General features: G+C 64.9%; 21 protein-coding genes. 12 read left to right on the top strand and 9 right to left on the bottom strand.

Annotated elements, in window-relative coordinates; all coding sequences use genetic code 11:
• Positions 1-143 precede the first annotated feature (143 nt).
• Complete coding sequence (gene groL / locus LKE06_RS04495) at positions 144-1,769, top strand: chaperonin GroEL (RefSeq protein ID WP_227997339.1); 1,626 nt, start codon at positions 144-146, stop codon at positions 1,767-1,769.
• Between the two features lie 84 nt (positions 1,770-1,853).
• Here groL and LKE06_RS04490 read toward each other — a convergent pair whose 3' ends face one another.
• The 3 genes from LKE06_RS04490 to LKE06_RS04480 all read right to left on the bottom strand — a co-directional run bounded on the left by LKE06_RS04490 (position 1,854) and on the right by LKE06_RS04480 (position 4,599).
• Positions 1,854-2,780, bottom strand: a complete 927-nt coding sequence (locus tag LKE06_RS04490; RefSeq protein ID WP_227997338.1) for a DUF6585 family protein — start codon at positions 2,778-2,780, stop codon at positions 1,854-1,856.
• An 80-nt stretch (positions 2,781-2,860) separates the two neighbouring features.
• Positions 2,861-4,177, bottom strand: a complete 1,317-nt coding sequence (locus LKE06_RS04485; protein ID WP_227997337.1) for a PepSY-associated TM helix domain-containing protein — start codon at positions 4,175-4,177, stop codon at positions 2,861-2,863.
• Positions 4,178-4,311: 134 nt separating this feature from the next.
• Positions 4,312-4,599 carry a hypothetical protein gene (locus LKE06_RS04480; protein ID WP_227997336.1) on the bottom strand — a complete coding sequence of 96 codons (288 nt, stop codon included), beginning with the start codon at positions 4,597-4,599 and terminating at the stop codon, positions 4,312-4,314.
• Between the two features lie 107 nt (positions 4,600-4,706).
• Here LKE06_RS04480 and LKE06_RS04475 point away from each other — a divergent pair, with 107 nt between their 5' ends.
• Both LKE06_RS04475 and LKE06_RS04470 read left to right on the top strand, forming a co-directional pair.
• Positions 4,707-5,339 (top strand): TetR/AcrR family transcriptional regulator, encoded by a 633-nt coding sequence (locus tag LKE06_RS04475; RefSeq protein WP_227997335.1) that lies wholly within the window; start codon positions 4,707-4,709, stop codon positions 5,337-5,339.
• 876 nt (positions 5,340-6,215) lie between these two features.
• On the top strand, positions 6,216-7,076 hold the full coding sequence (locus LKE06_RS04470) for an alpha/beta hydrolase family protein (protein ID WP_227997334.1): 861 nt from the start codon (positions 6,216-6,218) through the stop codon (positions 7,074-7,076).
• Between the two features lie 3 nt (positions 7,077-7,079).
• On the opposite strand, the gene LKE06_RS04465 is transcribed toward LKE06_RS04470, so the two are convergent.
• Entirely contained in the window at positions 7,080-9,143 is a 2,064-nt protein-coding gene (locus tag LKE06_RS04465) for a prolyl oligopeptidase family serine peptidase (protein ID WP_227997333.1), read from the bottom strand.
• A gap of 84 nt (positions 9,144-9,227) precedes the next feature.
• Between LKE06_RS04465 and LKE06_RS04460 the strand changes: the two genes are divergently transcribed.
• The 3 genes from LKE06_RS04460 to LKE06_RS04450 all read left to right on the top strand — a co-directional run bounded on the left by LKE06_RS04460 (position 9,228) and on the right by LKE06_RS04450 (position 13,028).
• Positions 9,228-10,202, top strand: a complete 975-nt coding sequence (locus LKE06_RS04460; protein WP_227997332.1) for a dipeptidase — start codon at positions 9,228-9,230, stop codon at positions 10,200-10,202.
• Between the two features lie 489 nt (positions 10,203-10,691).
• A complete protein-coding gene (gene lpdA, locus LKE06_RS04455) occupies positions 10,692-12,095 on the top strand; it encodes a dihydrolipoyl dehydrogenase (protein WP_227997331.1) in 1,404 nt (467 codons plus the stop codon).
• Between the two features lie 225 nt (positions 12,096-12,320).
• The gene (locus LKE06_RS04450; protein WP_227997330.1) at positions 12,321-13,028 is read left to right on the top strand and encodes a polysaccharide deacetylase family protein; all 708 of its coding nucleotides are present in this window, start codon (positions 12,321-12,323) and stop codon (positions 13,026-13,028) included.
• Between the two features lie 106 nt (positions 13,029-13,134).
• Here the strand turns inward: LKE06_RS04450 and LKE06_RS04445 are convergent, their stop codons facing one another.
• The 3 genes from LKE06_RS04445 to LKE06_RS04435 all read right to left on the bottom strand — a co-directional run bounded on the left by LKE06_RS04445 (position 13,135) and on the right by LKE06_RS04435 (position 14,832).
• Complete coding sequence (locus LKE06_RS04445; protein WP_227997329.1) at positions 13,135-13,731, bottom strand: Uma2 family endonuclease; 597 nt, start codon at positions 13,729-13,731, stop codon at positions 13,135-13,137.
• 84 nt (positions 13,732-13,815) lie between these two features.
• Positions 13,816-14,232, bottom strand: a complete 417-nt coding sequence (locus tag LKE06_RS04440; RefSeq protein ID WP_227997328.1) for a PPOX class F420-dependent oxidoreductase — start codon at positions 14,230-14,232, stop codon at positions 13,816-13,818.
• Between the two features lie 66 nt (positions 14,233-14,298).
• Entirely contained in the window at positions 14,299-14,832 is a 534-nt protein-coding gene (locus LKE06_RS04435; protein ID WP_227999278.1) for a carboxymuconolactone decarboxylase family protein, read from the bottom strand.
• 174 nt (positions 14,833-15,006) lie between these two features.
• Between LKE06_RS04435 and LKE06_RS04430 the strand changes: the two genes are divergently transcribed.
• Both LKE06_RS04430 and LKE06_RS04425 read left to right on the top strand, forming a co-directional pair.
• Positions 15,007-15,894 carry a nuclease-related domain-containing protein gene (locus LKE06_RS04430; RefSeq protein WP_227997327.1) on the top strand — a complete coding sequence of 296 codons (888 nt, stop codon included), beginning with the start codon at positions 15,007-15,009 and terminating at the stop codon, positions 15,892-15,894.
• Between the two features lie 266 nt (positions 15,895-16,160).
• Complete coding sequence (locus LKE06_RS04425) at positions 16,161-17,990, top strand: acyl-CoA dehydrogenase (protein ID WP_227997326.1); 1,830 nt, start codon at positions 16,161-16,163, stop codon at positions 17,988-17,990.
• Positions 17,991-18,178: 188 nt separating this feature from the next.
• Here LKE06_RS04425 and LKE06_RS04420 read toward each other — a convergent pair whose 3' ends face one another.
• On the bottom strand, positions 18,179-18,574 hold the full coding sequence (locus LKE06_RS04420; protein ID WP_227999277.1) for a RidA family protein: 396 nt from the start codon (positions 18,572-18,574) through the stop codon (positions 18,179-18,181).
• Between the two features lie 135 nt (positions 18,575-18,709).
• On the opposite strand from LKE06_RS04420, the gene LKE06_RS04415 reads away from it, so the two are divergent.
• The gene (locus LKE06_RS04415; protein ID WP_227997325.1) at positions 18,710-19,681 is read left to right on the top strand and encodes a helix-turn-helix transcriptional regulator; all 972 of its coding nucleotides are present in this window, start codon (positions 18,710-18,712) and stop codon (positions 19,679-19,681) included.
• Positions 19,682-19,719: 38 nt separating this feature from the next.
• Here LKE06_RS04415 and ramB read toward each other — a convergent pair whose 3' ends face one another.
• Complete coding sequence (gene ramB / locus LKE06_RS04410; protein WP_227997324.1) at positions 19,720-21,126, bottom strand: acetate metabolism transcriptional regulator RamB; 1,407 nt, start codon at positions 21,124-21,126, stop codon at positions 19,720-19,722.
• A 93-nt stretch (positions 21,127-21,219) separates the two neighbouring features.
• Between ramB and LKE06_RS04405 the strand changes: the two genes are divergently transcribed.
• The 3 genes from LKE06_RS04405 (at position 21,220) to LKE06_RS04395 (ending at position 24,540) form a co-directional block, all read left to right on the top strand.
• Positions 21,220-22,731 carry an ATP-dependent DNA ligase gene (locus LKE06_RS04405; RefSeq protein WP_227997323.1) on the top strand — a complete coding sequence of 504 codons (1,512 nt, stop codon included), beginning with the start codon at positions 21,220-21,222 and terminating at the stop codon, positions 22,729-22,731.
• Positions 22,732-22,851: 120 nt separating this feature from the next.
• On the top strand, positions 22,852-24,228 hold the full coding sequence (locus LKE06_RS04400; protein WP_227997322.1) for an inorganic phosphate transporter: 1,377 nt from the start codon (positions 22,852-22,854) through the stop codon (positions 24,226-24,228).
• A 27-nt stretch (positions 24,229-24,255) separates the two neighbouring features.
• Complete coding sequence (locus LKE06_RS04395; protein WP_227997321.1) at positions 24,256-24,540, top strand: hypothetical protein; 285 nt, start codon at positions 24,256-24,258, stop codon at positions 24,538-24,540.
• Positions 24,541-24,547: the final 7 nt, after the last annotated feature.

The following is a 24,547-nucleotide window of genomic DNA, read 5'->3' as shown; positions in this document are numbered from 1 at the left end:
GCCAGGTCGGGACGGTGAGACCGGGTTCCATCGACACCCTCGGTCGTCCGTCGCGGGCACCGAACCTGGCCAGCGTAATGGGGCGATCCAACCTGCGGTCGTCTCGTGTGTCAGCCATATACATGGAGGATCTCAACAACGCCATGGCCAAGACAATTGCGTACGACGAAGAGGCTCGCCGCGGCCTCGAGCGGGGTCTGAACGCCCTCGCCGACGCGGTCAAGGTGACGCTGGGCCCGAAGGGTCGCAACGTTGTCCTGGAGAAGAAGTGGGGCGCCCCCACGATCACCAACGATGGTGTGTCCATCGCCAAGGAGATCGAGCTGGAGGACCCGTACGAGAAGATCGGCGCCGAGCTGGTCAAGGAAGTCGCCAAGAAGACGGATGACGTCGCAGGCGACGGCACCACCACCGCCACCGTGCTCGCCCAGGCGCTGGTGCGCGAGGGCCTGCGCAACGTCGCGGCCGGTGCGAACCCCCTCGGCCTGAAGCGTGGCATCGAGAAGGCCGTCGAGGCCGTCACCGCCAAGCTGCTCGACACCGCCAAGGAGATCGACACCAAGGAGCAGATCGCTGCTACCGCGGGCATCTCTGCGGGCGACTCGTCCATCGGTGAGCTGATCGCCGAGGCCATGGACAAGGTCGGCAAGGAAGGCGTCATCACCGTCGAGGAGAGCAACACCTTCGGGCTCCAGCTGGAGCTCACCGAGGGTATGCGCTTCGACAAGGGCTACATCTCGGGTTACTTCGTCACCGACCCGGAGCGTCAGGAAGCGGTCCTCGAGGATCCCTACCTGCTGCTGGTCGGCTCGAAGATCTCGACCGTCAAGGACCTGCTTCCGCTGCTGGAGAAGGTCATCCAGGCCGGCAAGCCGCTGCTGATCATCGCCGAGGACGTCGAGGGCGAAGCCCTCTCGACCCTGGTGGTCAACAAGATCCGCGGCACCTTCAAGTCCGTCGCCGTCAAGGCGCCCGGCTTCGGTGACCGCCGCAAGGCTCAGCTGGCCGACATCGCCATCCTCACCGGTGGCGAGGTCATCAGCGAAGAGGTCGGCCTCTCGCTGGAGACCGCGGGCATCGAGCTGCTCGGCCAGGCCCGCAAGGTCGTCATCACCAAGGATGAGACCACCATCGTCGAGGGCGCGGGCGACGCGGAGGCCATCAAGGGCCGCGTTGCGCAGATCCGCACCGAGATCGAGAACTCGGACTCGGATTACGACCGTGAGAAGCTGCAGGAGCGTCTGGCCAAGCTGGCCGGCGGTGTTGCGGTCATCAAGGCCGGTGCCGCGACCGAGGTCGAGCTCAAGGAGCGCAAGCACCGCATCGAAGATGCCGTGCGCAACGCCAAGGCCGCTGTCGAAGAGGGCATTGTCGCCGGTGGTGGCGTGGCTCTGCTGCAGTCGGCTCCGGCACTGGAGGACCTGTCGCTCACCGGTGACGAGGCGACCGGCGCGAACATCGTGCGCGTCGCGCTGTCGGCTCCGCTGAAGCAGATCGCCTTCAACGCCGGCCTCGAGCCGGGCGTTGTCGCCGAGAAGGTCTCCAGCCTTCCGGCCGGCCACGGCCTCAACGCCGATTCGGGCGTGTACGAGGATCTGCTGGTCGCCGGCGTTGCCGACCCGGTCAAGGTCACCCGCTCGGCGCTGCAGAACGCGGCGTCCATCGCGGCCCTGTTCCTGACCACCGAGGCCGTCGTCGCCGACAAGCCGGAGAAGACCGCCGCTCCCGCCGGCGACCCGACCGGTGGCATGGGCGGCATGGACTTCTGAGTCCTGCCACCAGGCAACCTGTTTCGAATCGAAGGCCGGTCCACCGCCAGGTGGGCCGGCCTTCGGCGTTCGGTTGGGGCGGCGCTATGCCTGCCAGGCGCCTGTCGTCGTGTGACGTGCCCGCTCCAGCCATGTGACGGCACGCTGTGGATCGGTCGCCGCGTCACTGCTCGCCGCATCGGATTCTTGTTGCGGCGTCAGCACATTCGTCGGCTCGACCGTGAATTCATCGGCGGCGGCTACTCGCAATCGCTCGGCGAGTTCGTTGAAGATATAGAAGTTCGGGATGGTGCCGACCGGGGTAAGGGATTCCCAGTTGCCGTCGACCTTCATCCGGACCAAACCGCTACGGGCGTCGATCAATTGGACTTGCTCCCAGGCAAATATCTTGCCGCCGTAAGTAAGTGCGTCCAGATGCAGGGCGATATCGCCGAAACGCACTGTCTCACCGGCATCGATGGCGGTGACCGCCCGCGACAGCTGGGTCGCGGTGATCGCCGACTGAATTGCCCTGCCCCATTCTCGCGCGTCGATGAACAGGGTGTTGTCGAATGCGCTGTGGGTGCCGTCGGGGCCGGTCATGGCGAGGGCGTAGTCGGTGGTAACGGTGTTCTGGAATGGAATCACCTGCTGGCGCACTTCGGCGCTGTCCCAGCGGAATCCGGCAACCTTTTCTCCAGACCGGTATACCGTCATGCCGAATTCGAAGAGATCGAGGCGGGCCGCGCGGTTGCGCCGATTGCGGCGGGTCCAGAAAAACGCCACCGCCGCCGGAATCAGGGCGAGCAGCCCGACCGCGATCCCACCGGGGTATGCGCCGACCAGCACGCAGATGACGCCGACGGCGACGAGTCCGCCCGCGGCGATTTCGCAGCCGCGTACGACGGTATCGCTCGCGGGTGCGGACGGAAAACTCTGGCGGTGCGAGCCGAGCTTCTGGTATTCGGCCATCAAGTGGATCAGCTGTGGCAGTGCGTAATCACCACGCGTCACCGTGCTCGGAGTGGTCAAATTGTCCCTCCATGAGGCGGTTTCCTCCGCGGCGAAGCGTATGCCACTCGACCGAAGGTCGCCACTCCAGCAGCGGCTACCTACCGGTCGACCGGGTCGGCCGCCGATGTCGTGCGTACGCGGCGGGCGTTTCGTTTTGTCCGATTCTTGGTGAGCCAGGTGGATAAGCCGGTAACCGCGAGTGCCAATGGTGTCAGACCGAGCAGCAGCCAGAGAATTCGCCACCAGCCATTGACCATCCAGCCGAAATGGGCGGGCTGGAAGACTTTGTCGTAGAAGGTGTTCGCCAACGGGCGGTCATGACTCGAGTCCACCACTTTGACGTCGGAACCGTCGGCGGCGTTGATGTAAACGTAGACATCGCCGCTGTAGAAAGCGCGGTTGTCATGGGGCGAATACCTGCCCGCCATCGCGGCTCGGTAGTAGTCGGCATTCTCGCTGGGCAGCATCAGGTACGCAAGCCGACCCTGGACTTGTTGTTGCGCAATAGCACTCGCGTCACCGATGGATACCGGTGCACGCGGGGACGCGGCCGACCGCGGCGTGAAGGTGTCCTCGGGCATCGCGGTCACGGTCTTGCCGCCGGTGAGGGCGAGCCAAGCCTGTTCTACTGCGGGGAATTCGAAGGCGGCGCCGGTGATTCCCCACATCAACAGAAAAGGAACGGAGACGATGCCGATGACGTTGTGCAGATCGCGGTCGCGGGCGAAGCGGCCCTTCTTCGTCCGGACACGAAAGCCGTGGCGCCAACGCTTCAGCGACGGCCACCACACGACCGCGCCGGATACGGCCAGCAGTACCAGTAGCAATCCCAGTGTGCCGAGTATCAGGTGCGCCCAGGTGACACCGAAGACCGGCACGTGCTCATTGAGCGCGGACAGCGTGCCGACGTAGCGCGGGCAGCCCAACGCGCAGTCATGCAGGTTGACCAGCCAGCCGAGGGCGCCGTCGGTGAGTCCGGCCTCGCCGTTGACGCGGCCGGTACCGGGGTCCACCGAGTAGGCGGTGCTGAAGCCGCGGTCTCCGACAGCAATGACACCACCGTCGGAGCCGACCCAGCCGATATCGAAGTCGGGGTCCGCGGCGCGGACGATGTCGACGGCTTGTTCGGTCGTCACTACCGGCGTGCTCGCGGTCTGCTGATAGAACGATCGGTGGCTCATGCGGAAGAGCTCCCCGTGGTAGAGCAGGATCGCGCCCGAGGTGCACTGGAGTACGAGCAGCGACCCCAGAACCAGTGCGGACCAGCGGTGGACGACGATCGTCGCCCGCCGGATCGGCCTGCGATTGCGGCGGCGGGCGGCGCGGGGTGGCGACTTCGGGTCGCGACCTGCCGGCGAGCGGGTCGGTTCATCATCGGGTACCGCACTCGCCTCGCTCGAAGCCAGGCTAGTCATGAAGGGCAGGCTAACCTAAATGATCTATTTGTGGCTAGTCGGTTCAGATTCCAACGACCCGGACGACTGCGAACAGGAGGGGGTCCGGGACCCAGTCGAGCGGCCGCGCGACCTCGGCCCATCGAGGTCGAAATTCACGATCTGGTTCTCGCGTCGGCGTAGTTCTCGTGGGCCATCGGCTCATGCTCGGCCACGGCGAACCCGAAACTTCGCACGCCGGACATTCGGCGTGATCCGCCGACCGCGCGGCGATAGCTGAAGGCATCGATATCGTGGCGACGGGCCGGCGGTAAATACTCTAGAAAATTCCTGTAAAACTCTTCAATTGCTGCTGCGTGCTCGGTAACGTCTGTTTCGGCAAACAGCCAGTGACCTATGTGTTGATAGGCAATTGCTACCGAATCGTCGAGCGATCTATCCATTCGGCAAAGGGTCGCCAACTTTCGGCTAACCCTCGCTCGGCTGAAGGTTTCAGCTAAGGGCCCGATCTATGACGAGGGGATCGGGCCCTTGGGTATTGTCTGCCCCAATGTCACAGGATGCGAATACGGGACGAATGTATGCCGGGCAACCCGTCGAGGACCGGCAGCGTCAGCGGCGTGCGCGTTTTCTGGAATCGGGCCTAACGGTCTTCACACGCGACGGCTACGCCAATAGCTCGGTCGGTGCTATCTGCAAGGACGCCGGACTCTCCTCGCGGCAGTTCTACGAGGAGTTCACCGGCCGCGAGTCGCTCCTACTCGAGCTCTATCAGCAGATCGACAACGAGTCGCGCGACGCGGTCACCGCCGCGCTCGAAAAACGCTCCGACGCGTCCGCGCTCGAGACTATCGATGCGGCCGTGCGCGCGTATGTCGAAGCCATCGGGTCCGATCCGCGAAAGGCGCGCGTCGCGCTGGTCGAGGTGGTTGGCGCGGGGCCGAAGGTGGAGAAGTTCCGGCTCGAGTTGCGCAAGGTCTGGGGCTCGCTGCTGGCGAGCGCCGCCGAGAACGCGGCCATGCAAGGCGAAATCCCCACAGGTGACTACGAGATGCGCGTCCTGGCGATCATCGGCGCCGTGAACTATGTGGTGGATTCCTGGAGCGGGTCCGACCCGCGTCCGCCGCGCGACGATGTGATCCGGGTGCTCAGCCGGGTGATCATGGGAGCAGTCGGCGCCTGAGTTTTTGGCTGTGTTTTTGGCCGCTGGTGCGGCGTGTTCGCGGCCCCTCTGGCTCGCGTCCGAGGGGCAAATACTTGCTCCTGCGTCGCGTCGTATTTGCCCCTCGGACGTGAGCCGGCCGCGAACTTTAGTGCTCGGTCTCGCTTCGCTCGGAACCTGTGGTTGTGGCGAGTGGGTGCGTATGGGGGTTGGTGCGGCGCCGGCTGCTTCTGTGCCCGGTTGGGTGCCTGTGTTCGGTAGCTGAGGGGGCTGGATCTTGCTGCGAGACTGTGTTGTGGCGTGGGGCGTGGGTGGGGTTGCGGGGGACTCGGGGTTTGGGTAGTCCAGTGAGGTTTGCTGTGTTTATTGGCCGCTGGCGCGGCGTGTTCGCGGCCCCCTATGGCTCGCGTCCGAGGGGCAAATACTTGCTCCTTCGTCGCATCGTATTTGCCCCTCGGACGCGAGCCGGCCGCGAACTTTAGGGCTCGATCTCGCTTCGCTCGAAAACTGGTGTCGTGCCCAGTGGGTGCGCATGTGGGCTCGTGCGGCACCGACTGTTTCTGTACACAGATAGGTGCCGTGGTTTGGCGGTTGGGGGCTCGGTCTCGCTTCGCTCGAAAACTGGTGTCGTGGCGAGTGGGTGCGTATGTGGGGTGGTGTGGGACCCGGAGTGCGGTAGTCCGGTTTGGTGCGGTGTTTATTGGCCGTTGGTGTTGCGAACTTTAGGGCCGGTCTCGCTTCGCTCGGAAGTTGGTGTTGTGGCGAGTGGGCACGTCGGGGGCTGGTGGGGCTCCGACTGCTTCTGTATCCGTTCGGTGCTGAGTAGTTTGGGGTTGTGCGCCGCGTTGGCTTCGCTGTTCCTGCCGCGGGCCGCGCTGGCCCGGTAGCGTTCGCAGTATGGAGACCGTTCCGATCCAGATGCCTGACGGCAGTACCGTTCCGGTGCGGCTGATTCCGGCCAGCGGTGCGCACAACCATCCGGTGACCCCGGACGCACCCCGGCCGGTCGTGGTGATGGTGCCCGGGCTCGGTGTGCCCGGCGGCTACTACGAACTGTTCGCCGATGGACTCGCGGCCCGCGGATTCGATGTGGCGATCGGTGAGCTGCGCGGCCAGGGCGACAGCAGGCCACGGCCGAGCTCCGCGAGCAATTATGGCTACCACGAGCTGGTTTCTGTGGACTTCCCGGCGATCTTCCAGGTGGTGCGCGACCGCTTCCCGGAAAGCACGCCATATCTGCTCGGCCACAGCATGGGCGGCCAGCTCGCGGTGCTGTATGCCTCGCGGATTCGCGGCAGGCTCGGCGGGCTCATCCTGATCGCCTCGGGAACCCCGTATTACCGTGGCTTCCGGGGACTTTCGGGTCCGGGCATGCTCATGGGCACTGCGGCGATCTCGGTGGCCGCCAACCTCGCCGGATTCTGGCCCGGTGACCGAGTCACGGTGGGCGGGTTCGGCAGACAGTCGAAGGTGCTGGTCTCGGATTGGGCACGACTGTCGCGCACCGGCCGGTTCGTGCCGTTCGGTGCGGACATCGACTATGAGGAGCGGATCGCCCGGCTGAAACTGCCGGTGCTGTCGATCACCATGACCGACGACGACATCGCCCCCACCTCCTCGGCCGAGCATCTGCTGGAGAAAATGCCCATGGCCGAACTCACGACCTGGATCCAGCCGCAGCCGTTGGGGCACAACGGCTGGATCCTCCGCTATCACAGCACCGTCGATCGGATCGAGAAGTGGCTGCGCGATCGATAGGGACTAGCCGGAGGTGTTGCGCTCGATCAGCATCTGGGTGAAGAACTCGTAGATGAGGCCCGCCTGGAACGCCGATTGCCTATTGTCGGCGGCGCCGCCATGGCCGCCCTCGATGTTCTCGTGATACCAGAACCTATGACCCTGCTCCTCCAGCAGCGCGGCCATTTTGCGAGCGTGACCGGGATGGACGCGATCGTCGCGGGTCGAGGTGGTCAGCAGGATCGGCGGGTAGTCGCGCTCGGCGCGAACGTTCTGGTATGGCGAGTACTTGCTGATGTACTCCCATTCTTCCGGCTTGTCCGGGTCGCCGTATTCGGCCATCCATGACGCTCCGGCCAGCAGCAGGTGGTAGCGCTTCATATCCAGCAGCGGCACCTGGCAGACAATCGCGCCGAACAGTTCCGGATACCGGGTCAGCATGACGCCCATGAGCAGGCCGCCATTGCTGCCACCGACCGCGCCGAGTTGATCGGCGGTGGTGATGCCGCGCGCGACGAGGTCCTCGGCGATGGCGGCGAAGTCCTCATACGCCTTGTGCCGGTTGGCTTTCTGCACGGAGGTGTGCCATTCGGGCCCGTACTCGCCGCCGCCGCGAATATTGGTCATCACCCAGGTGCCGCCGCGTTCCAGCCATCCCATGCCCGACGCGCCACTGTAGGCGGGGGTGCGCGACACCTCGAAGCCGCCGTAGCCGGACATCACCGTCGGAGCGGGAGCGCCCTTGTGGTCACGATGGCGGATCACGAAGTACGGCACCGAGGTTCCGTCCTCGGATTCGGCGAAGAACTGCTCGGTCTCGATGCCATCGGCGTCGAAGAATCCCGGTTCCTGCTTGAGCTGTTCGGTCCGGCCACCGACCGCGCTGGCCAATAGCGTCGCGGGATTGGTGAATCCGCTTGTGGTCAACATGAATTCGTCACCGCCCTCGAGCGGGTCCAGGTTCATCACGCTGGTGGTGGCCATCGGCGGGGTGTCGGCCAGCGGCTCGGTGCGCCAGCCGTCGGCTCCCGGGGTGAGCACGTACAACTTGGTCTGGACGTCCTCGAGGGTGATCAGTAGTAGATGGTTCTCGGTCCAGCCGTAACCGTGCAGCGAGGTGTGCGCGTCGGGGGTGAATATCACCTCGAATTCCCGTGCGCCGGAAAGGAATTTCTCGAAGTCGATGGCAAGCAACGCACCTGAGGGGTAGGTGGTGTCGCCCAACTCCCACGGCGACTTGAGCCGGATCAGCAACCAATCCTTGTACCAGGATTCGCTGGCATCGGTGGGCACGTCGAGATAACGCAGGCTGCCGTCCGCCTCGATCAGATACACATCTTCGTTGAAGAAGTCGGTGGCCCGGCCGATGAAATGCCGTTCATAGCCCGGTGTTCGGTCGTAGCCCGCCGACACCGCGACATCGCCTGCCTCGCCCTCGAAGACCGTCTCGGCCTCGGTGAGCGCGGTACCGCGCCGCCAGCGCTTGGCGATACGCGGGTAGCCGGAGTCGGTCAGTGCGCCGGGGCCGAAATCGGTGCCGACATAGACCGTATCGATATTGATCCAGCGGATCTCCGACTTCGCTTCCGGCAGATAGAAACCGCCGTCCGCCGATTCGATGAATTCCCGCTTCTCGATATCGAATTCGCGCACGACCTTGGCGTCGGCACCGCCACGCGAGAGGCTGATGAGTGCGCGTGATTGCTCCGGCCGCAACACCGCGGCGCCGCCCCACACCCAGTTCTCGTCCTCGGCGGTGGCCAGCGCGTCCAGATCGATCAGCACGTCCCAGTCGGGCGCGTCCTTGGCATATTCGGTGAAGGTGGTGCGCCGCCACAGCCCGCGCGGATGCTCGGCGTCGCGCCAGTAGTTGTAGAGCCAGGGCCCGCGCCGGCCCGGATAGGCGATCTTGGTGTCGGTGTCGAGCATGTCGAGGATGCGGCGTTCGAGGTCGCTGAATCGCTCCGACGACGCGAAACGTGCCACGACCAGGTCATTGTGCGCGCGGGCGAAGTCAAGGGCCCGCTCGCCTGTCACTTCTTCGAGCCAGAGGTAAGGATCGGTCACGTTCTGTTCAACGCCGCTCATAGCAATATTGTTGCCGAGCAGTGGTGGCCGCGGCGCCCGGGCTCCGTAGTATCGGCCTTTCGGCCCGACCGAACGGAGTTCAATGTGTCTCCCTTTCTGTGGGAACAGCATTGCTGTCTGCCGCTGTTGCCATCGGCGGATATCACCGAGTTGGCTCGATATCCGCTCGGGTCTTATCTGTCGGTGAATATCGGCTATTCGCGGCAGTCGACCGCGGATTCGCTGGCATTGGCTCGTCAGTTTCGCCGGGACGCCTTGGCGGATGGCCGATTCCGTCTGGTGCGGCGTTTCGCCGATATCGGCGGCGACGACGCGATAGCGCTGGCCTTCGATCTCGAAGACGCGGGGCCGCTGGGAGGTGATCTGAACAATGTCGAACGTTTCCACGAGCTCGGTCTGCGTTCACTGCTGCCTACCTATAACCATGCCAACCAGGCCGGCTGCGGCTGTCTCGACGCCGAGGACACCGGCCTGACCGGCTACGGCCGTGACCTGGTCCGCGCACTCAACGACATCGGCGTTTTCGTAGACGGCGCGCACTGCTCCCGCCGTACCGGTCTCGACCTGGCCGCGCACACCAGGGTCCCGATGATCTACAGTCACGCCAATTTCGCCGCGCTCTGGGATCACCCACGCAATATCAGCGACGAACAGGCGCTGGCTTGCGCTGCCACCGGCGGCGTGATCGGCATCAATGGTGTGGGAATCTTCCTCGGCCACAACAATCCCGGTGCGCGTGCCGAACGGGTGATGGCAATGGCCGCGCACATCGAATACGGCGTCGAGTTGGTCGGTATCGACCATATCGGCATCGGCTCGGACTATTCCTTCGACGCCGCCGACTTCAATCACATGCTCCTCGATGACCCGGCCGCCTTTTCCGACGCGTATACGAAATGGGGCCCATTGCAATGGGTTCCGCCCGAGGATCTACTCGGGCTCGGCGAAGTCCCCAGCCTCGACGCGGTGCTGGCGGGCCGGGGATTCAGCGCGGCCGAGCGAGCCGCGGTATTCGGCGGCAACTTCGCCCGAGCGGCCGAACGGGTCTGGCGCGATTGAGCCGGATGTGCCAGGGCGAGCGGGTTCGGCGCGACTTGGCGCGGGTGGTCGGCTAACTGCCTGCCCACAGCCCTCGTGGCGGGCGTGGATCGGTGGTGCCCGGTCCGCAGGCTGTCACCTGCCCATCGGAAATGAGTGGACGAGGGCGGCGCCGCCGGTGTTCACACAGAGTGCTTCCCGTCGATGGGAACGACCGGACGTGACTGTTCATTTTGTTCGGTGCCGAGGTGCGCCTCCCCGGCACGGACGCATCACGCGAGTCGAAGGCCCGTTGTGAACTGCGGTGATCGTGGGATTTGCGGCCTCATCGTCAGCGAGAGCGCTGGTAGCGGGTTCGCGTTCGGCGAGCGGTTCCGCGGAGACGGGTGGGTTGTGGACGCCCCGGTGCCGGACCGCTGACTCGGTAACTCTCGCCCACGGTGTGACCTACGGCTCGGTATTGCGGGGGACCGTGGGGGAAGGCTGGGCGGCGGCGTTAGGCTCGATGGCGTGACTTCCCATTACGACGTTGTCGTTCTCGGTGCCGGCCCAGGCGGTTACGTCGCCGCCATCCGCGCGGCACAGCTAGGCCTCCGAACCGCGATCGTCGAGCAGAAGTATTGGGGCGGGGTGTGCCTCAACGTCGGCTGCATCCCTTCCAAGGCTCTGCTGCGCAACGCCGAACTGGCCCACATCTTCACCAAGGAGGCCAAGACCTTCGGTATCTCCGGTGAGGTGAACTTCGATTTCGGCGCGGCGTTCGACCGCAGCCGCAAGGTCGCGGACGGCCGGGTCAAGGGCGTCCACTTCCTGATGAAAAAGAACAAGATCGATGAATTCGACGGTAAGGGCTCCTTCACCGGCCCGAACGCCCTGTCGGTCGAGCTGACCAAGGGCGGAACCGAGTCGATCACGTTCGACAACGCGATCATCGCCACCGGCGCCGTCACCAAGCTGCTGCCCGGCACCGCGCTCAGCGCCAATGTGGTCACCTACGAGGAGCAGATCCTCACCCGCGACCTGCCCGGCTCGATCCTGATCGTCGGTGCGGGCGCGATCGGCATGGAGTTCGGCTACGTCCTGAAGAACTACGGCGTCGACGTGCGCATCGTGGAGTTCCTGGACCGCGCCCTGCCGAACGAGGACGCCGACGTCTCCAAGGAAATCACCAAGGCGTATAAGAAGCTCGGCATCACCATCAGCACCGGTGCCGCCGTGCAGTCCATCGATGACAACGGAACCAAGGTCACCGTCTCGATCAAGGACAATAAGTCCGGCTCGGTCGAGACCGTCACCGTCGACAAGGTGCTACAGGCCGTCGGCTTCGCGCCCCGCGTCGAGGGCTACGGTCTGGAGAACACCGGCGTCCAGTTGACCGACCGCGGCGCCATCGCGATCGACGACAACATGCGCACCAACGTGCCGAGCATCTACGCCATCGGCGACGTCACCGCGAAGCTGCAGCTCGCCCATGTCGCGGAGGCACAGGGTGTGGTCGCCGCCGAGACCATCGCCGGTGCGCCGACGGTGACCCTCGGGGACTACCGGATGCAGCCGCGTGCCACCTTCTGCCAGCCGCAGGTCGCCAGCTTCGGGCTGACCGAACAGCAGGCCAGGGACGAGGGCTACGACGTGAAGGTGGCCAACTTCCCGTTCACCGCCAACGGCAAGGCGCACGGCCTCGGCGACCCGACCGGCTTCGTCAAGTTGATCGCCGACGCCAAGTACGGCGAGCTGCTCGGCGGCCACCTGATCGGCCCCGACGTCTCCGAGCTGCTCCCCGAGCTGACGTTGGCCCAGAAGTGGGACCTCACGGTCAACGAGCTGACCCGCAATGTGCACACGCACCCGACGCTCAGCGAGGCGTTGCAGGAGGCGTTCCACGGCCTGGCCGGCCACATGATCAACTTCTGATCCGACCGCTCGCGAAGGTGGCGGCAGGTTCGTTCGCGCGAATCCGCCGCCACCTTCGTCGTTTCGGCGACTGGGCGCGCAGTGCCGGAACTGTTTTCCGCACGACAGCCCGGGTGCGTCACCATTGACCAGTGTTTTCCGGTAAACATCAGCGCGACAAGGCTTTTCATGTCGACTGCGGCGGCCGGACGCTTGGTGGTTTCTCGATGATCGGATGATGGCGCGATGAATCGACGCAGATGGTTGCTCAGTGGGGCACTGGTGCTCGTCGTGGTGCTCGCACTTGCCGTCGGCGGTTACTACCTGATGAACTCACGGTCGTTCCAGGTCGCCGGGCGGTTGGTGGATCGGGTCGAGACGGCCGATAAGGTAGTCGCGCTCACCTTGGACGACGGGCCGACGGGGCGAACTCCCGAAGTGCTGAAAGCGCTTGCGGACGCGGATATTCCGGCAACATTCTTCTTGAACGGCCGCGATCTCGCCGCCCACCCCGTCGAGGGTAGGGCGATTGCCGAGGCGGGCCACGAGATCGGCAACCATACCTACAGTCACCGCCGCATGATCTTGGTTTCATCCGACACGATCGGTGACGAAATAGAACGCACCGACGCCGAGATCGCGAAAACCGGCTACCAGGGCCCGATCACCTTCCGTCCGCCCTACGGAAAGAAGCTGTTCGGCCTACCCAGGTACCTGTCCGACCACGACCGCACCACCGTGATGTGGGACGTGGAACCCGACTCGACCGCGAACGCCACCACCGACTCGCTGGTGGCCGATGCCGTTTACCAGGTCCGCCCCGGTTCCATCATTCTGCTGCACGTCATGCACGAATCCGGCACGACCGCCCTGGCGGCTATCCCTCGCATCGTCACCGAACTCCGCAGCGCGGGTTACCGTTTCGTCACGGTCACTGATCTGCTGTCCCACTGATCACCGCCGCCGCTTATCGGTCTGGCGTGGGTGACCGGTTCCGGCCTGAGTGATCCAGCCGGTCGGCCGCCTTACTTCGTCACTGCGGCCCAGCTGAACGTCGCTGTCAGCCGTCGAGGTCGGCGAAGGAGATTTCGACTGGGAAGGGGTCTTTGAGGACAAGGGCTTCCTGGTGGGTTTCCGCGAGGCGGTAGTTCCCACTGGCCCAGTCGAGCCGGTATTCCTGCACGATTTTTACGCGGAGTTCGCCATCGAGATGGACCACAAGGTAGGTCGGGATCCCCTCGCCCGCGTACTCCGCACGCTTGTCGACCGTGTCGATGTATTCGGAACCGGGAGAAATGACCTCGACCACCAGAAGTGCGTCCGCGGTCGTCAGTTTCTGTCCGCGTGGGAAGCAGCGATGGACGACGACGTCGGGTCGCCGGAACGAGAACCCGGGGCTTCGCGGACGCACCTTGTGGTAGTGCATCTCGAAATCGGTGACGACCTGGGTGCACGGTTCGGCGGGACGCGCGGCGTCGAAACCATTCGCCAAGCGCCGCGCGACGATATTGTGCTCGACGCTGCCGCTGCGGCAGAAGATCACTCGGCCGTCCAGCACCTCGATCTGCTTTTGTACCTCCACGGGCAGTGCGTCATACCCTTCCTCAGTGATGAGCAATGTCTCCGGGTCGGCGGCCCAGGCAGGCAGCGCGCTCATAATCACCTCGGTCTCGTGGGGAACAGTCGAACCAATCGTATGCTGATGGCTCCGTCCGTCGGTGGTAGTAGCGGCCGCGATCGTTCAGAGCATGCCGTAGGCGTGGGTTGGAGTGAGGCGGATGAGGGCGCGGCGGTCTCGGACCATGGCGTTGCGGTAGTCGTCCCAGTCGGGGTGTTCGCCGGAGCCCGCGCGATAGTAGGCGATGAGTTCCTCGACGGTGGGGTCGTCGGGGGCGGTGGCGACGGGGGTCAGCTCGACGGTGCCCTCGAGGACGGCGTAGGCGAAGAAGTCTTCGCGGGTGACGTGGACGGCGGCCCACGGGTCACGCACCAGATTGCGGTACTTGGCGCGGTCGGCGGTGATGGAGATGCGGATGACGCCGTCGTCGCCGATCACGTGCAGCACATTGGACAGTTGGGGGCGGCCGTTGCGGCGGATCGTGGTGAGGACGGATCGCTGCGTGGTGCGGGCGAAATCGATTGCGGCGGAAAGTTCCATGACCTATTCAACCGGTCACCGGCGCCGGGCGTTCCCGACTAGGCGCGGTGGTAGGGGGACTGCGCCTCAGACACCGTCGCGTTGGATGCGCAGGGCGGTGATGGTGGAGGCCAGGCCCTCGTATTGGTTGGCGAGCAGGACGATCTCGATGAGGCTGCGCTCGTCGTAGTGTGCGGTGAGCGCGGTCCATGCGGTGTCGTCGATATCGCGGGTCCCGACGAGTTGGTCGACGGCGGTGAGCAGGGCGCGGTGCTTGGCCGACCAGTCGGGTGCGGTCGGACCGCTGCGGACCCGGTCGAGGATCTCGGTGGTGACCCCGGCTCGTTTGCCGAGGCGAATGTGGTGGTCCATCTCGTACTCGCAGTCGCGCAGGTGCGCGACGCGCAGGATCACCAGTTCCGATTCGTGACGGGGCAGCCGTCCGCCCGGCATGAGCCTGCCCGAGAAGTGCAGCCAGCCGCGGAACAGGCCCCTGGTGCGGCCGAGCGTGCTGAACAGGTGCGCGTCATCGGTGCCCGCAGCGCGGGAAAGCACTTGCCAGACAACCCAATTGATGGGCCCGAGCTCCCGGAACCGTCCGGGCGAAATACGTGGTCGCAACGCCGAAACCATGCTTACGCCTCCTTCTCCGCCGGGATCCGAGCGTACTAGCCCACTGCCCTTCTCGGCTTCCGGTGGTTTTCGCACCGATAGCGCGTCATCATCAATAGCTGCGCGGTTATGCGGTGGGACGGGCCGCGCTGGATCCGGAACAGGCGGGCAGGGAAACGCACAATGCTGGTGAAGATCGAGGCCGGAGCGAGTCTTTCCGGTGCGGAACATGAGTTCGTCGAGTGCCTGCGGTTGTTCCCGACAACCTGTCTGGCACTGGTCGATCTGGCGGTGAGCGACAATGGATCTCGACAGGTCGACGCGGTGCTCATTACACCGCGCGGCATTACGGTCATCGAGGTCAAGGGCTTCCGGCGGCGTCAGAGTGGGATACTCGATGTCCCTGCCGACGGGCCGTGGACCATCAGCGACGCGGCGGTGGATTTCGATGACGAGGGTAGCGTCGGCCCGGTGGATCAGCTGGAACACGCGGTCTACGCGGTCAAGAGCAGGCTGGAGCGCGGTCTACTCGATCCGGGCCATGTGTGTGGCGCGGTGGCGCTATTGCCCTTCCGTGGCGCCGTGGTGCGGCCGGCTCGCACCAACCTGCGTCCCGGTATCGACGTCGTGGTCGCCAACACCCGCGACGCCACCGAACTGCGCATCTACCTGGAGAGCTTCTCGGCCGGACCGCGCAGTTGGACCGCGGATCGCGTCTTCGGCGCCTGCGAGGCACTCGGCGTAACCAGTGGGCCCTCCCGAGCTGAACTCATCGCCGACGGGTTCGATGCCGTGCGGCCGGAACCACATATGCCGCAACCTCCGGAGCCCAAGCCACAGGTCGCGCCGATGCCCGGTGCGCCGTCCAGCCGGCAGAACATCGCGTCGTGGACGGTTCTCGCCATCGCCATTATCGGGCTGCTGCTCATTCTCGGCGTGATCGTCGATGCCGTTGTGCACGACGTGCGGCATCCGGACCCCGGTTCGAATGGCACCCAGACGACCAGCGTCGACCCCTCGCCCAAGTCCTACCGACCGGTCGAATGCTGGCCGTTCCAGCCGAACTGCTGAGCCGATTGTCAATCGCGCACGGCGCGAGCGAGTTCGGTGAGATCGAGGGCCTGGCGGGCGTGCGGGCGTAGGCCCTGGGGCTGCCGTTGTCTATGTTTCCGCGATGTGAACCTATGTGGTTACCGTTGAGTGAACACTGCTCGCGGTGTTGCGCCGCCTACGGTTGCGTAGCGTCGATCCGGTGCGGCAGGCTCGGTCTGTACATCGTCGGATAGCCGATCCCGTGGTGCACCCGGCCGCGGAGTTGACAGTCGAGGAGGACCACGGTGGGACACTACAAGGCGAACGTTCGGGATATCGAGTTCAATCTGTTCGAGGTATTGCAGCTGGACAAGCTCCTGGACACGGGCGCCTATGGTGACCTCGACTCCGATACTGTGCGCGAGATTCTGTCCGAGGTGAAACGGCTGGCCGAGGGGCCGATCGCGGAATCGTTCGTCGCGGCCGACCGCGATCCGGTCGTCTACGACCCGGCCACCTGCACCATCTCGGTACCGGCGCCGCTGCGTGGGACCGTGGCGGCGGTGCGCGAGGCCGACTGGAGCAGGCTCGGTATGCCGGAGGGTATGGGCGGCACCCGTGCGCCCGCCGCAGTGGTGTGGGCGGTCAACGAAATGGTTACCTGCGCCAATCCCGCAGCCAGCTTCTTCAATATGGGCCCGGCGCTGGCCTCGGTGCTCTACAACGTCGGCACTGATGAGCAGAAGGACTGGGCCACAAAAGGTTACGATCGCGGCTGGGCGGGCACCATGGTGCTGACCGAACCGGATGCCGGCTCCGATGTGGGTGCGGGCCGTACCAAGGCCATCGAGCAGGAGGACGGCTCCTGGCATATCGAAGGCGTCAAACGGTTCATCTCCGGCGGTGACGTCGGTGAGACGGCCGAGAATGTCTTCCACCTCGTGCTGGCCCGCCCGGAAGGCGCCGGACCGGGCACCAAGGGGCTTTCGCTGTTCTATGTGCCCAAGTTCCTTTTCGATCACGAGACGCTCGAGCTGGGCGACCGCAATGGCGTGTTCGTGACCGGTGTCGAGCACAAAATGGGCCTGAAATCCTCGCCCACCTGTGAATTGACCTTCGGTGGCACCGATATCCCGGCCAAGGGCTGGCTGGTCGGTGCGGTGCACAATGGGATCGCGCAGATGTTCCGGGTTATCGAGAACGCGCGCATGGTGGTCGGTATCAAGTCCACCGGCACGCTGTCCACCGGCTACCTGAACGTGCTGGACTACGCCAAGCAGCGAGTCCAGGGGGCGGACCTGACCCGGATGTCGGACAAGGCCGCGCCACGGGTCACCATTACCCATCACCCGGATGTGCGGCGCTCGCTGGCATTGCAGAAGGCGTACGCCGAGGGGCTGCGCGCGGTGTACCTCTACACAGCGGCGCATCAGAATCCTGATGTGGCGCAACTGGTTTCGGGAGCAGACGCCGAATTGGCCCACCGGGTAGACGATTTGCTGCTGCCGATCGTCAAGGGCGTCGGTTCCGAGCGGGCCTACCAACTGCTGACGGAATCGCTGCAAACGCTGGGTGGCTCTGGGTATCTGCAGGACTATCCGATCGAGCAGTACATTCGTGACTCCAAGATCGACTCGCTCTACGAGGGCACAACTGCCGTCCAGGCGCAGGACTTCTTCTTCCGTAAGATCATTCGCGACAAGGGGGTGGCAATCGGGCACGTCACCGGGCAGATCGACGCATTCCTCGACGCGAAGACCGGGCATTTCGAGGTCGAGCGGGAGTTGCTGCGCACGGCGCTGTCGGACGTGCGCGCGATGGCCGCGTCGCTGACCGGATATCTGATGTCCGCGCAGGAAGAACCGGCCGAGCTGTACAAGGTCGGCCTCGGTTCGGTGCGCTTCCTACTGGCCGTCGGCGATCTGCTCATCGGCTGGCGACTGCTGGCGCAGGCCGAGATCGCAGCCGCCGCAACGGCTTCCGGAGCGCCCGAGAAGGACGCGGCCTTCTATGCCGGAAAGGTCGCTGTCGCAAGCTTCTTCGCGAAGAATGTGCTGCCGGAATTGACTGCTGTCCGGGCGGTCATCGCCGCACTCGATACCGACATCATGAAAATGGACGAGGCGGCATTCTGATTTCCGATGGCCGAGCTCGGTCGTTGCCGGAGTATCAGTCGGCGAGCAGCTCGAGCACCAGTCGTTGCCGGAAAGGTTCGCCGTCGAAGCCATAGATGCCGATTGTCACCGTTCTGAGCACCGAAAATCACCCATCGGCTGCTACTCGTGCCGGTTCAACCTGCACGAGTAGCAGAGACGAGGTCGCATTACGCGACGGCGGTCCCCTCGAGCTCGACCATCTGGCCCGGGAGCGCCAGCCGTGTCACCCCGAGCATCGTGGTGGTCGGCGCCACCCCGGCGGCACCCAACCGCGACGCCAGCACGCCGTAGTGCGGGAACAGTAGATCAATGTCGGTGGTGTAGACGTTGAGCCGGACGAGGTTCGAGAGGGACATGCCGGCCGCGCCGAGCACACCCTCCAGGTTGTCGAGGCTCAGCGCCAACTGCGCCGCCATGTCACCGTCATGCTGGGGCTTGCCGTCGTCGCTCATCGCGGTCTGCCCGGAGCAGTACAGGGTCCGGGTGTGCCCGGAGACGACCTCACCCTGATTGAATCCCATCTCCACCGACCACGTCACCGGGTTGACTGCCGTTCGTTCCACTGCCACATCAGCTCCATTCGATTCATCGAGACCACGTACGTCCATCGGCTCGGTAGCCGCATCTCTGACGTCGTGGCAACGAGCCTCCCAACAAATCACGACATCCTTGGTCATGTATTCAGATAGATTTCTCGTATGCGCGCCGACCGGTTGGTCTCGCTGGTGCTGCTGCTGCGCCAGCGCGGTCAGCTGACTGCGGACACGCTCGCCCGCGAGCTGGAGGTATCCACCCGCACCGTGCTGCGCGACATCGAGGCGCTGTCCGCGGCCGGTGTCCCGGTCTACGCCGAACGCGGTCGGCATGGCGGTTTCGCGTTGTTGCCCGGTTTCCGGACCGAGCTCACCGGACTGAACCACGACGAGGCCCTTGCTTTGATTACCGCCGGATCGGGGCGCGGCGAGCAGGTATTCGGCCTCGGCTCGGCGCTCGCTTCGGCCATGCGCAAGGTGGTCGACGCGCTGCCCGAAAGCCATCAGGCCACCGCGAGCGACGCGGCCCAGCGATTTCTCGTCGACCCGGAGACCGACCTGCTCTCACGCCGGCTTGTCACAAAGGAGGTGCCCGACACCACAATGATCGAGGTCCGGCGCGCGGTGCTCACCGGACACCGGCTCCGCATCCACTACGCGGCCACGGGCCAGACACCACAGTGGCGCACGGTGGACCCGATCGGCCTGGTCACCGTACGCGACCGGGGCTACTTGCTGGCCGCGAGATCGGGCGCGGACCGCACCTACCGGCTGTCGCGAGTGTTGGCAGCCGAGGAACTCCCCGAACCGGCACATCGACCAAACCGGGTCGATCTGGACCGGGTCTGGGGGGAACGCTGCGCGCAGTTTCTGTCCAGCGACCATTTCGCCGTGCTGGTGCGGGTGAACCCGACGCAACGGGAGAACCTGCTGAGCACCGCGGTGGCCGTCCGCGCAGAGGAACCCGACGCAGACGGCTGGCTGCGGCTGGAGGTGACGTTCCAAGATTTGCGACACGCCGAATGGGCGCTGTGGCAGCTCAGCACGGACGCGGAAGCCCTGGCCCCGCAGTCGTTGCGCACCTCCCTGCGCGACCGCGCCGCCGCGATTGCCACCCGCTACGGAGACTCATCCTGAAAGTTGGTCGCCTGCTGCGGGCGTTGGCGGATACGCCGCTACTTGAGGACGTACGGCGACACCGAGCTGCGGTGTTCGCTGATGTCGAGGACCTTGCCGAGGGGTGGGAAGGCGCGTTGGGGGCAGTTGGCGCGTTCGCATACTCGGCAGCCTGCGCCGATGGGGGTGGCGGTTACTTCGCTGAGGTCGATGCCATCGGCGTAGACGACGCGGCCCGCGTGGCGTAGTTCGCAGCCGAGTCCGATGGCGAATGTCTTGCTGGGCTGGCCATATCGGGTCGCGCGGCGTTCTACAGTGCGGGCCACCCACAGGTATTTGCGGCCGTCGGGCATCTGGGCGATCTGGGTCATGATCTTGCCGGGGTAGGCGAAGGTCTCGTAGACATTCCACAGTGGGCAGGTGCCGCCGCTTGCCGAGAAGTGAAAACCGGTGGCGGACTGGCGTTTCGACATATTGCCCGCTCGATCGACGCGGACGAAGGAGAACGATACGCCGCGCAGTTCGGGGCGTTGGAGTGTCGAAAGCCGGTGGCAGATGGTTTCGTAGCTCTGCGTGAAAAAGGCGGACAGGCGCTCGATGTCGTAGCGGAAATCCTCGGCGACCTCGTGAAAGTGCGTGTAGGGCAATACAGTTGCCGCAGCGAAGTAATTCGCCAGGCCGAGCATGGCGAGCTTCCGTGCGTCCTCGGACGTGAAATTGCCTTCTTCGACGAGCCTTTCGAGCAGATCGCCGCATTCGAAGTAGGCGAGCTCGGCGGCGAGTTTGAAGGTGCGCTGTCCGCCCGACAGGTGCGGGGCGATTTCCAGGCGTTGGGTCTCGGCGTCGTAGCGGTGCAATACGCCTTCGCCGAGATCGATCCGTTCGACGATATGTACATCGTAGGAGCGCAGCCTGCGCGCGATCTCGCTGTTCACATTGCCGCCGTGGAAACGAATACGGGCAGTGAGTTCTTCTGCGGCAGTGTCTAATTCGTGGATGTAGTTCTGTCGCTGGTAGAAGAAGTCACGTACTTCCTCGTGCGGCTTGCTGATTGTCGCGCTACCGGAACCGTCGGCGAACCGATCCTCGGTCGCGGCTGCCAGCTGCGCGGAGGTATTGCGGTAGCGGTTGTGCATATTCACCAGTGCGCGCGCCATGCTCGGGTGCGCGGAGACCATGTCCGCGATCTCGTGGGTGTCGGCCTCGATGCCGAGCTCCTGGTCGAGCACGACCTCTTGGAGCTCAGCGATGAGCCGAGTGTCGTCTTGGGAGGAAAAGAAGGTGGCGTCGACGCCGAATACATCGCTGATCCGCAGCAATACCGGCACGGTGAGCGGGCGCACGTCGTGTTCGATCTGATTGAGGTAACTCGCCGAGATCTCCAGCTTCTGGGCAAGTGAGATCTGGCTCAGTCCTCGTTCGGTTCGCAGCTGACGAAGCCGCGCGCCGACGTAAGTCTTGGCCATGCGCCCAGCTTAGGAGTGATTTCGCAACCATGCCAATGGGGGATTAGCAGCAGTGCTGAGTGATGTGTCACACCCTCGGGTTACCGTTTGATGGTGTTGTTCTCGGATGTCGTCACCGCCTCGGCGGCGGTCGGCGCGACGCGGTCCCGCAAGGCGAAGGTCGTCGAACTGGCCGCGCTGCTGGCCGCCGCCGCGCCGGATGAGCTCGCGCCGGTTGTCGCGTGGGCCTCCGGCGAGCTGCGGCAAGGGCGTATAGGTACCGGCTGGCGCACCCTGTCTTCGATGGAACACGTGCCGAATACAGTTGCAACACTGAAAGTTTCGACAGTGGACGATGCGCTGACCGAGCTGGCGGCCGTCTCGGGGGCCGGTTCGGCAAACCGGCGCAAAGAGCTGCTCTCGACCCTGTGGGCCGCTGCGACCACTGCCGAACAGGCCTTTCTGCTCCGCCTGCTGACCGGCGAGCTACGACAGGGAGCATTGACCGCGATCGTGGTGGAGGCGGTCGCGGTGGCGGCCGATGTGCCGGTGGAGGTGGTGCGTCGGGCCTACATGCTGTCCGGGCAGCTGCCCGTCACCGCGGTCGCCGCCCGGACCGGCGGAGCGGACGCGCTACGCGCGTTCCGTCTCGAGGTGGGGCGCCCGATCCAGCCCATGCTCGCCTCGCCCGGCGCGTCACTGGAGGAGGCGATGGCCGAGTTCGACGGCGAGGTGAGCGTCGAGCACAAGCTGGACGGCGCCCGTATCCAGGTGCATCGGGACGGGCCGCGGGTGTGGGTGTTCACCAGGACGCTGCGCGACATCACGGCCGGTGTGCCGGAATTGGTGGAGCTGGTCGCGGGCCTGCCATGCACCAGCGTGGTGCTCGACGGCGAAACCCTGGCATTGACCGATACGGGGCGACCGCGACCGTTCCAAGAGACGATGAGCCGCTTCGCGGAGGTGTCCGCCACCAGGGAGCTGATGCTGCACCCGTACTTTTTCGACTGCCTGCATCTGGACGGTCATGACCTGCTCGACGCCCCGTTGCGAGAACGCCGCACCGCATTGACGAAAGTTGCTGCCGAACACAGGATTCCCGCCCTCATCCGGCCCGGCGAAGAAGCCGCCGCCGAATACTTCGACGGCGCGCTCGCCGCTGGACACGAGGGTGTGGTGATCAAATCGCTGACCGCGCCCTACGCCGCTGGACGACGCGGTCGCTCCTGGCAGAAGATCAAGCCGACGCACACTCTCGACCTATTGGTGCTCGGTGCCGAATGGGGATACGGCCGCCGCACCGGCTACCTGTCGAACCTGCACCTCGGCGCCCGCGATCCCGAAACCGGCGAGCCGGTCATGGTCGGCAAGACCTTCAAGGGCCTCACCGACGCGTTATTGAACTGGCAGACCGCCGAATTCCCGCGCCATGAGCGCTCACGCGACCAGAGCGCCGTGTACTTGTGGCCGGAGCTCGTCGTAGAGATCGCGCTGGATGGTGTGCAAGTGAGCACCCGCTACCCGGGTGGTGTCGCGCTGCGTTTCGCCCGCGTCGTGCGCTACCGTTCCGATAAGGAACCTGCTGACGCCGACACTATTGACGCTGTGCGCGCACTGCTGCCCTGAGTCGATGCGGGCATACCACGGTGGATAGACGGCAGGATCCACGGTAACCCATCCGAATTGTTGTCTGGAAATCGACAACCAGTTGGCAAATGCGTGCCCCCGGTGCCGCACACTATTGGGGTGACCGTCGAATTATTGGTTCTCTTGATCGTCATCGTGACGGCACTCGCATTTGATTTCACCAACGGCTTTCACGACACCGCGAACGCTATGGCGACCTCCATTGCCACCGGCGCGCTGAGACCGCGGGTCGCGGTCGCGCTGTCAGCGGTGCTGAATCTTGTTGGCGCGTTTCTGTCCGTGGCCGTTGCCGCCACTGTGGCCAAAGGCATCGTCCAGCTCGATGCGGTGCACGGCCAAGACCTGTTGATCATCGTGTTCGCGGGCCTCGTCGGCGGCATCCTGTGGAACCTGCTGACCTGGCTGCTCGGCTTGCCGTCGAGTTCCTCGCACGCATTGTTCGGCGGTCTGATCGGCGCCACCATCGCCGCGCTCGGCTGGGGCGGCGTGATCTGGGCGTCGGGTTCCGACGGTGTGCTGACCAAGATCGTGTTGCCCGCGGTGCTCGCGCCGATCGTGGCCGCGCTGATTTCGGCAATCGGCACCTGGGCGGTCTACCGGATCACCCGAAAGTCGGACCCGGACAAGGTCGAGGGCGGGTTTCGCTGGGGGCAGATCGGCTCGGCCTCGCTGGTCTCGCTGGCACACGGCACCAATGACGCACAGAAAACGATGGGCGTCATCTTCTTGGCGCTGGTCGCGCACGGCACCCTCACCAAGAACGACGATATGCCGCTGTGGGTGATGGCGGCCTGTGCCGTCGCCATCGCGGCGGGCACCTACCTCGGCGGATGGCGGATTATTCGCACACTCGGCAAGGGCTTGGTCGAGATCGATTCGCCCCAGGGGCTGGCCGCCGAATCCTCATCGGCCGCCATCATTCTCACCTCCGCGCATTTCGGACTACCGCTGTCGACCACGCAGACGGCGACCGGCTCGATTCTCGGTACCGGTCTCGGTAAGGGCGCGGAGGTGCGCTGGAATGTAATGGGCCGCATGTGCGTTGCCTGGCTGCTGACGCTGCCGTTGGCGGCCGTGGCCGGCGCCCTGTGCTGGGCGATCGCACACGTCATCGGTGGCCTGCCCGGGGTGCTCGTGGTGTTCGCGATCCTGGTGGTGTTGTCGTCGGTGATGTATCTGCGGTCACGGCGTGATCCGGTGGACACCAGCAACGTCAACGAATGGCCGGGTACGACACCACCCACGAGGGATGCGCGCGAGACGGGGGTGGGTACGCCTGCGCAGGATGGGGCCGGACCACCGAGGAATGCCGTGGGCGCGCCCGGCTCGGCGAACAACGACCGCGTGCTGGGTTCGACCACCTCGCAGACACGGGACGGTGTGCGGACCGTCGGGCTGTCGCCGCCCGGAGACGTGGCCGCGGGGTCCGCCGCGACCGACACGCACGATACGCGGAACAACTCGCTCAACAGATAGCCTCGACAGGCTCTAGGAGGAGCACTCGTGCACACTCTGATCACGAATCTCAACTCGCTGTGGAAGGTAACCGCGGCCGGTCTGCTGTTGGGTGCGGGCCTGCCGATCATCTTCGCTTTCGGCGTGCGTTTCTGGACGGCGGCCGATACCGTCACCACGGATGGCCGTGCCGCCCAACGTAATTACCCCGCGATGGCAGGGGCGCTGGCGTGCTTCGGGGTGGTTATCGTCGCGATCGTGACCGGCATCCTTTACACCGCCAAGGCGTTCATCGCCGCCAGGTTCGGAATTCACCTCTTCGGACAGTCCTGAAGGGCAC

The organism is Nocardia australiensis (genome assembly GCF_020733705.1).
Lineage (GTDB): Bacteria > Actinomycetota > Actinomycetes > Mycobacteriales > Mycobacteriaceae > Nocardia > Nocardia australiensis.
The sequence above is the reverse complement of the archived record's forward strand: the minus strand, read 5'-3'. Positions and strand labels throughout refer to the sequence as shown.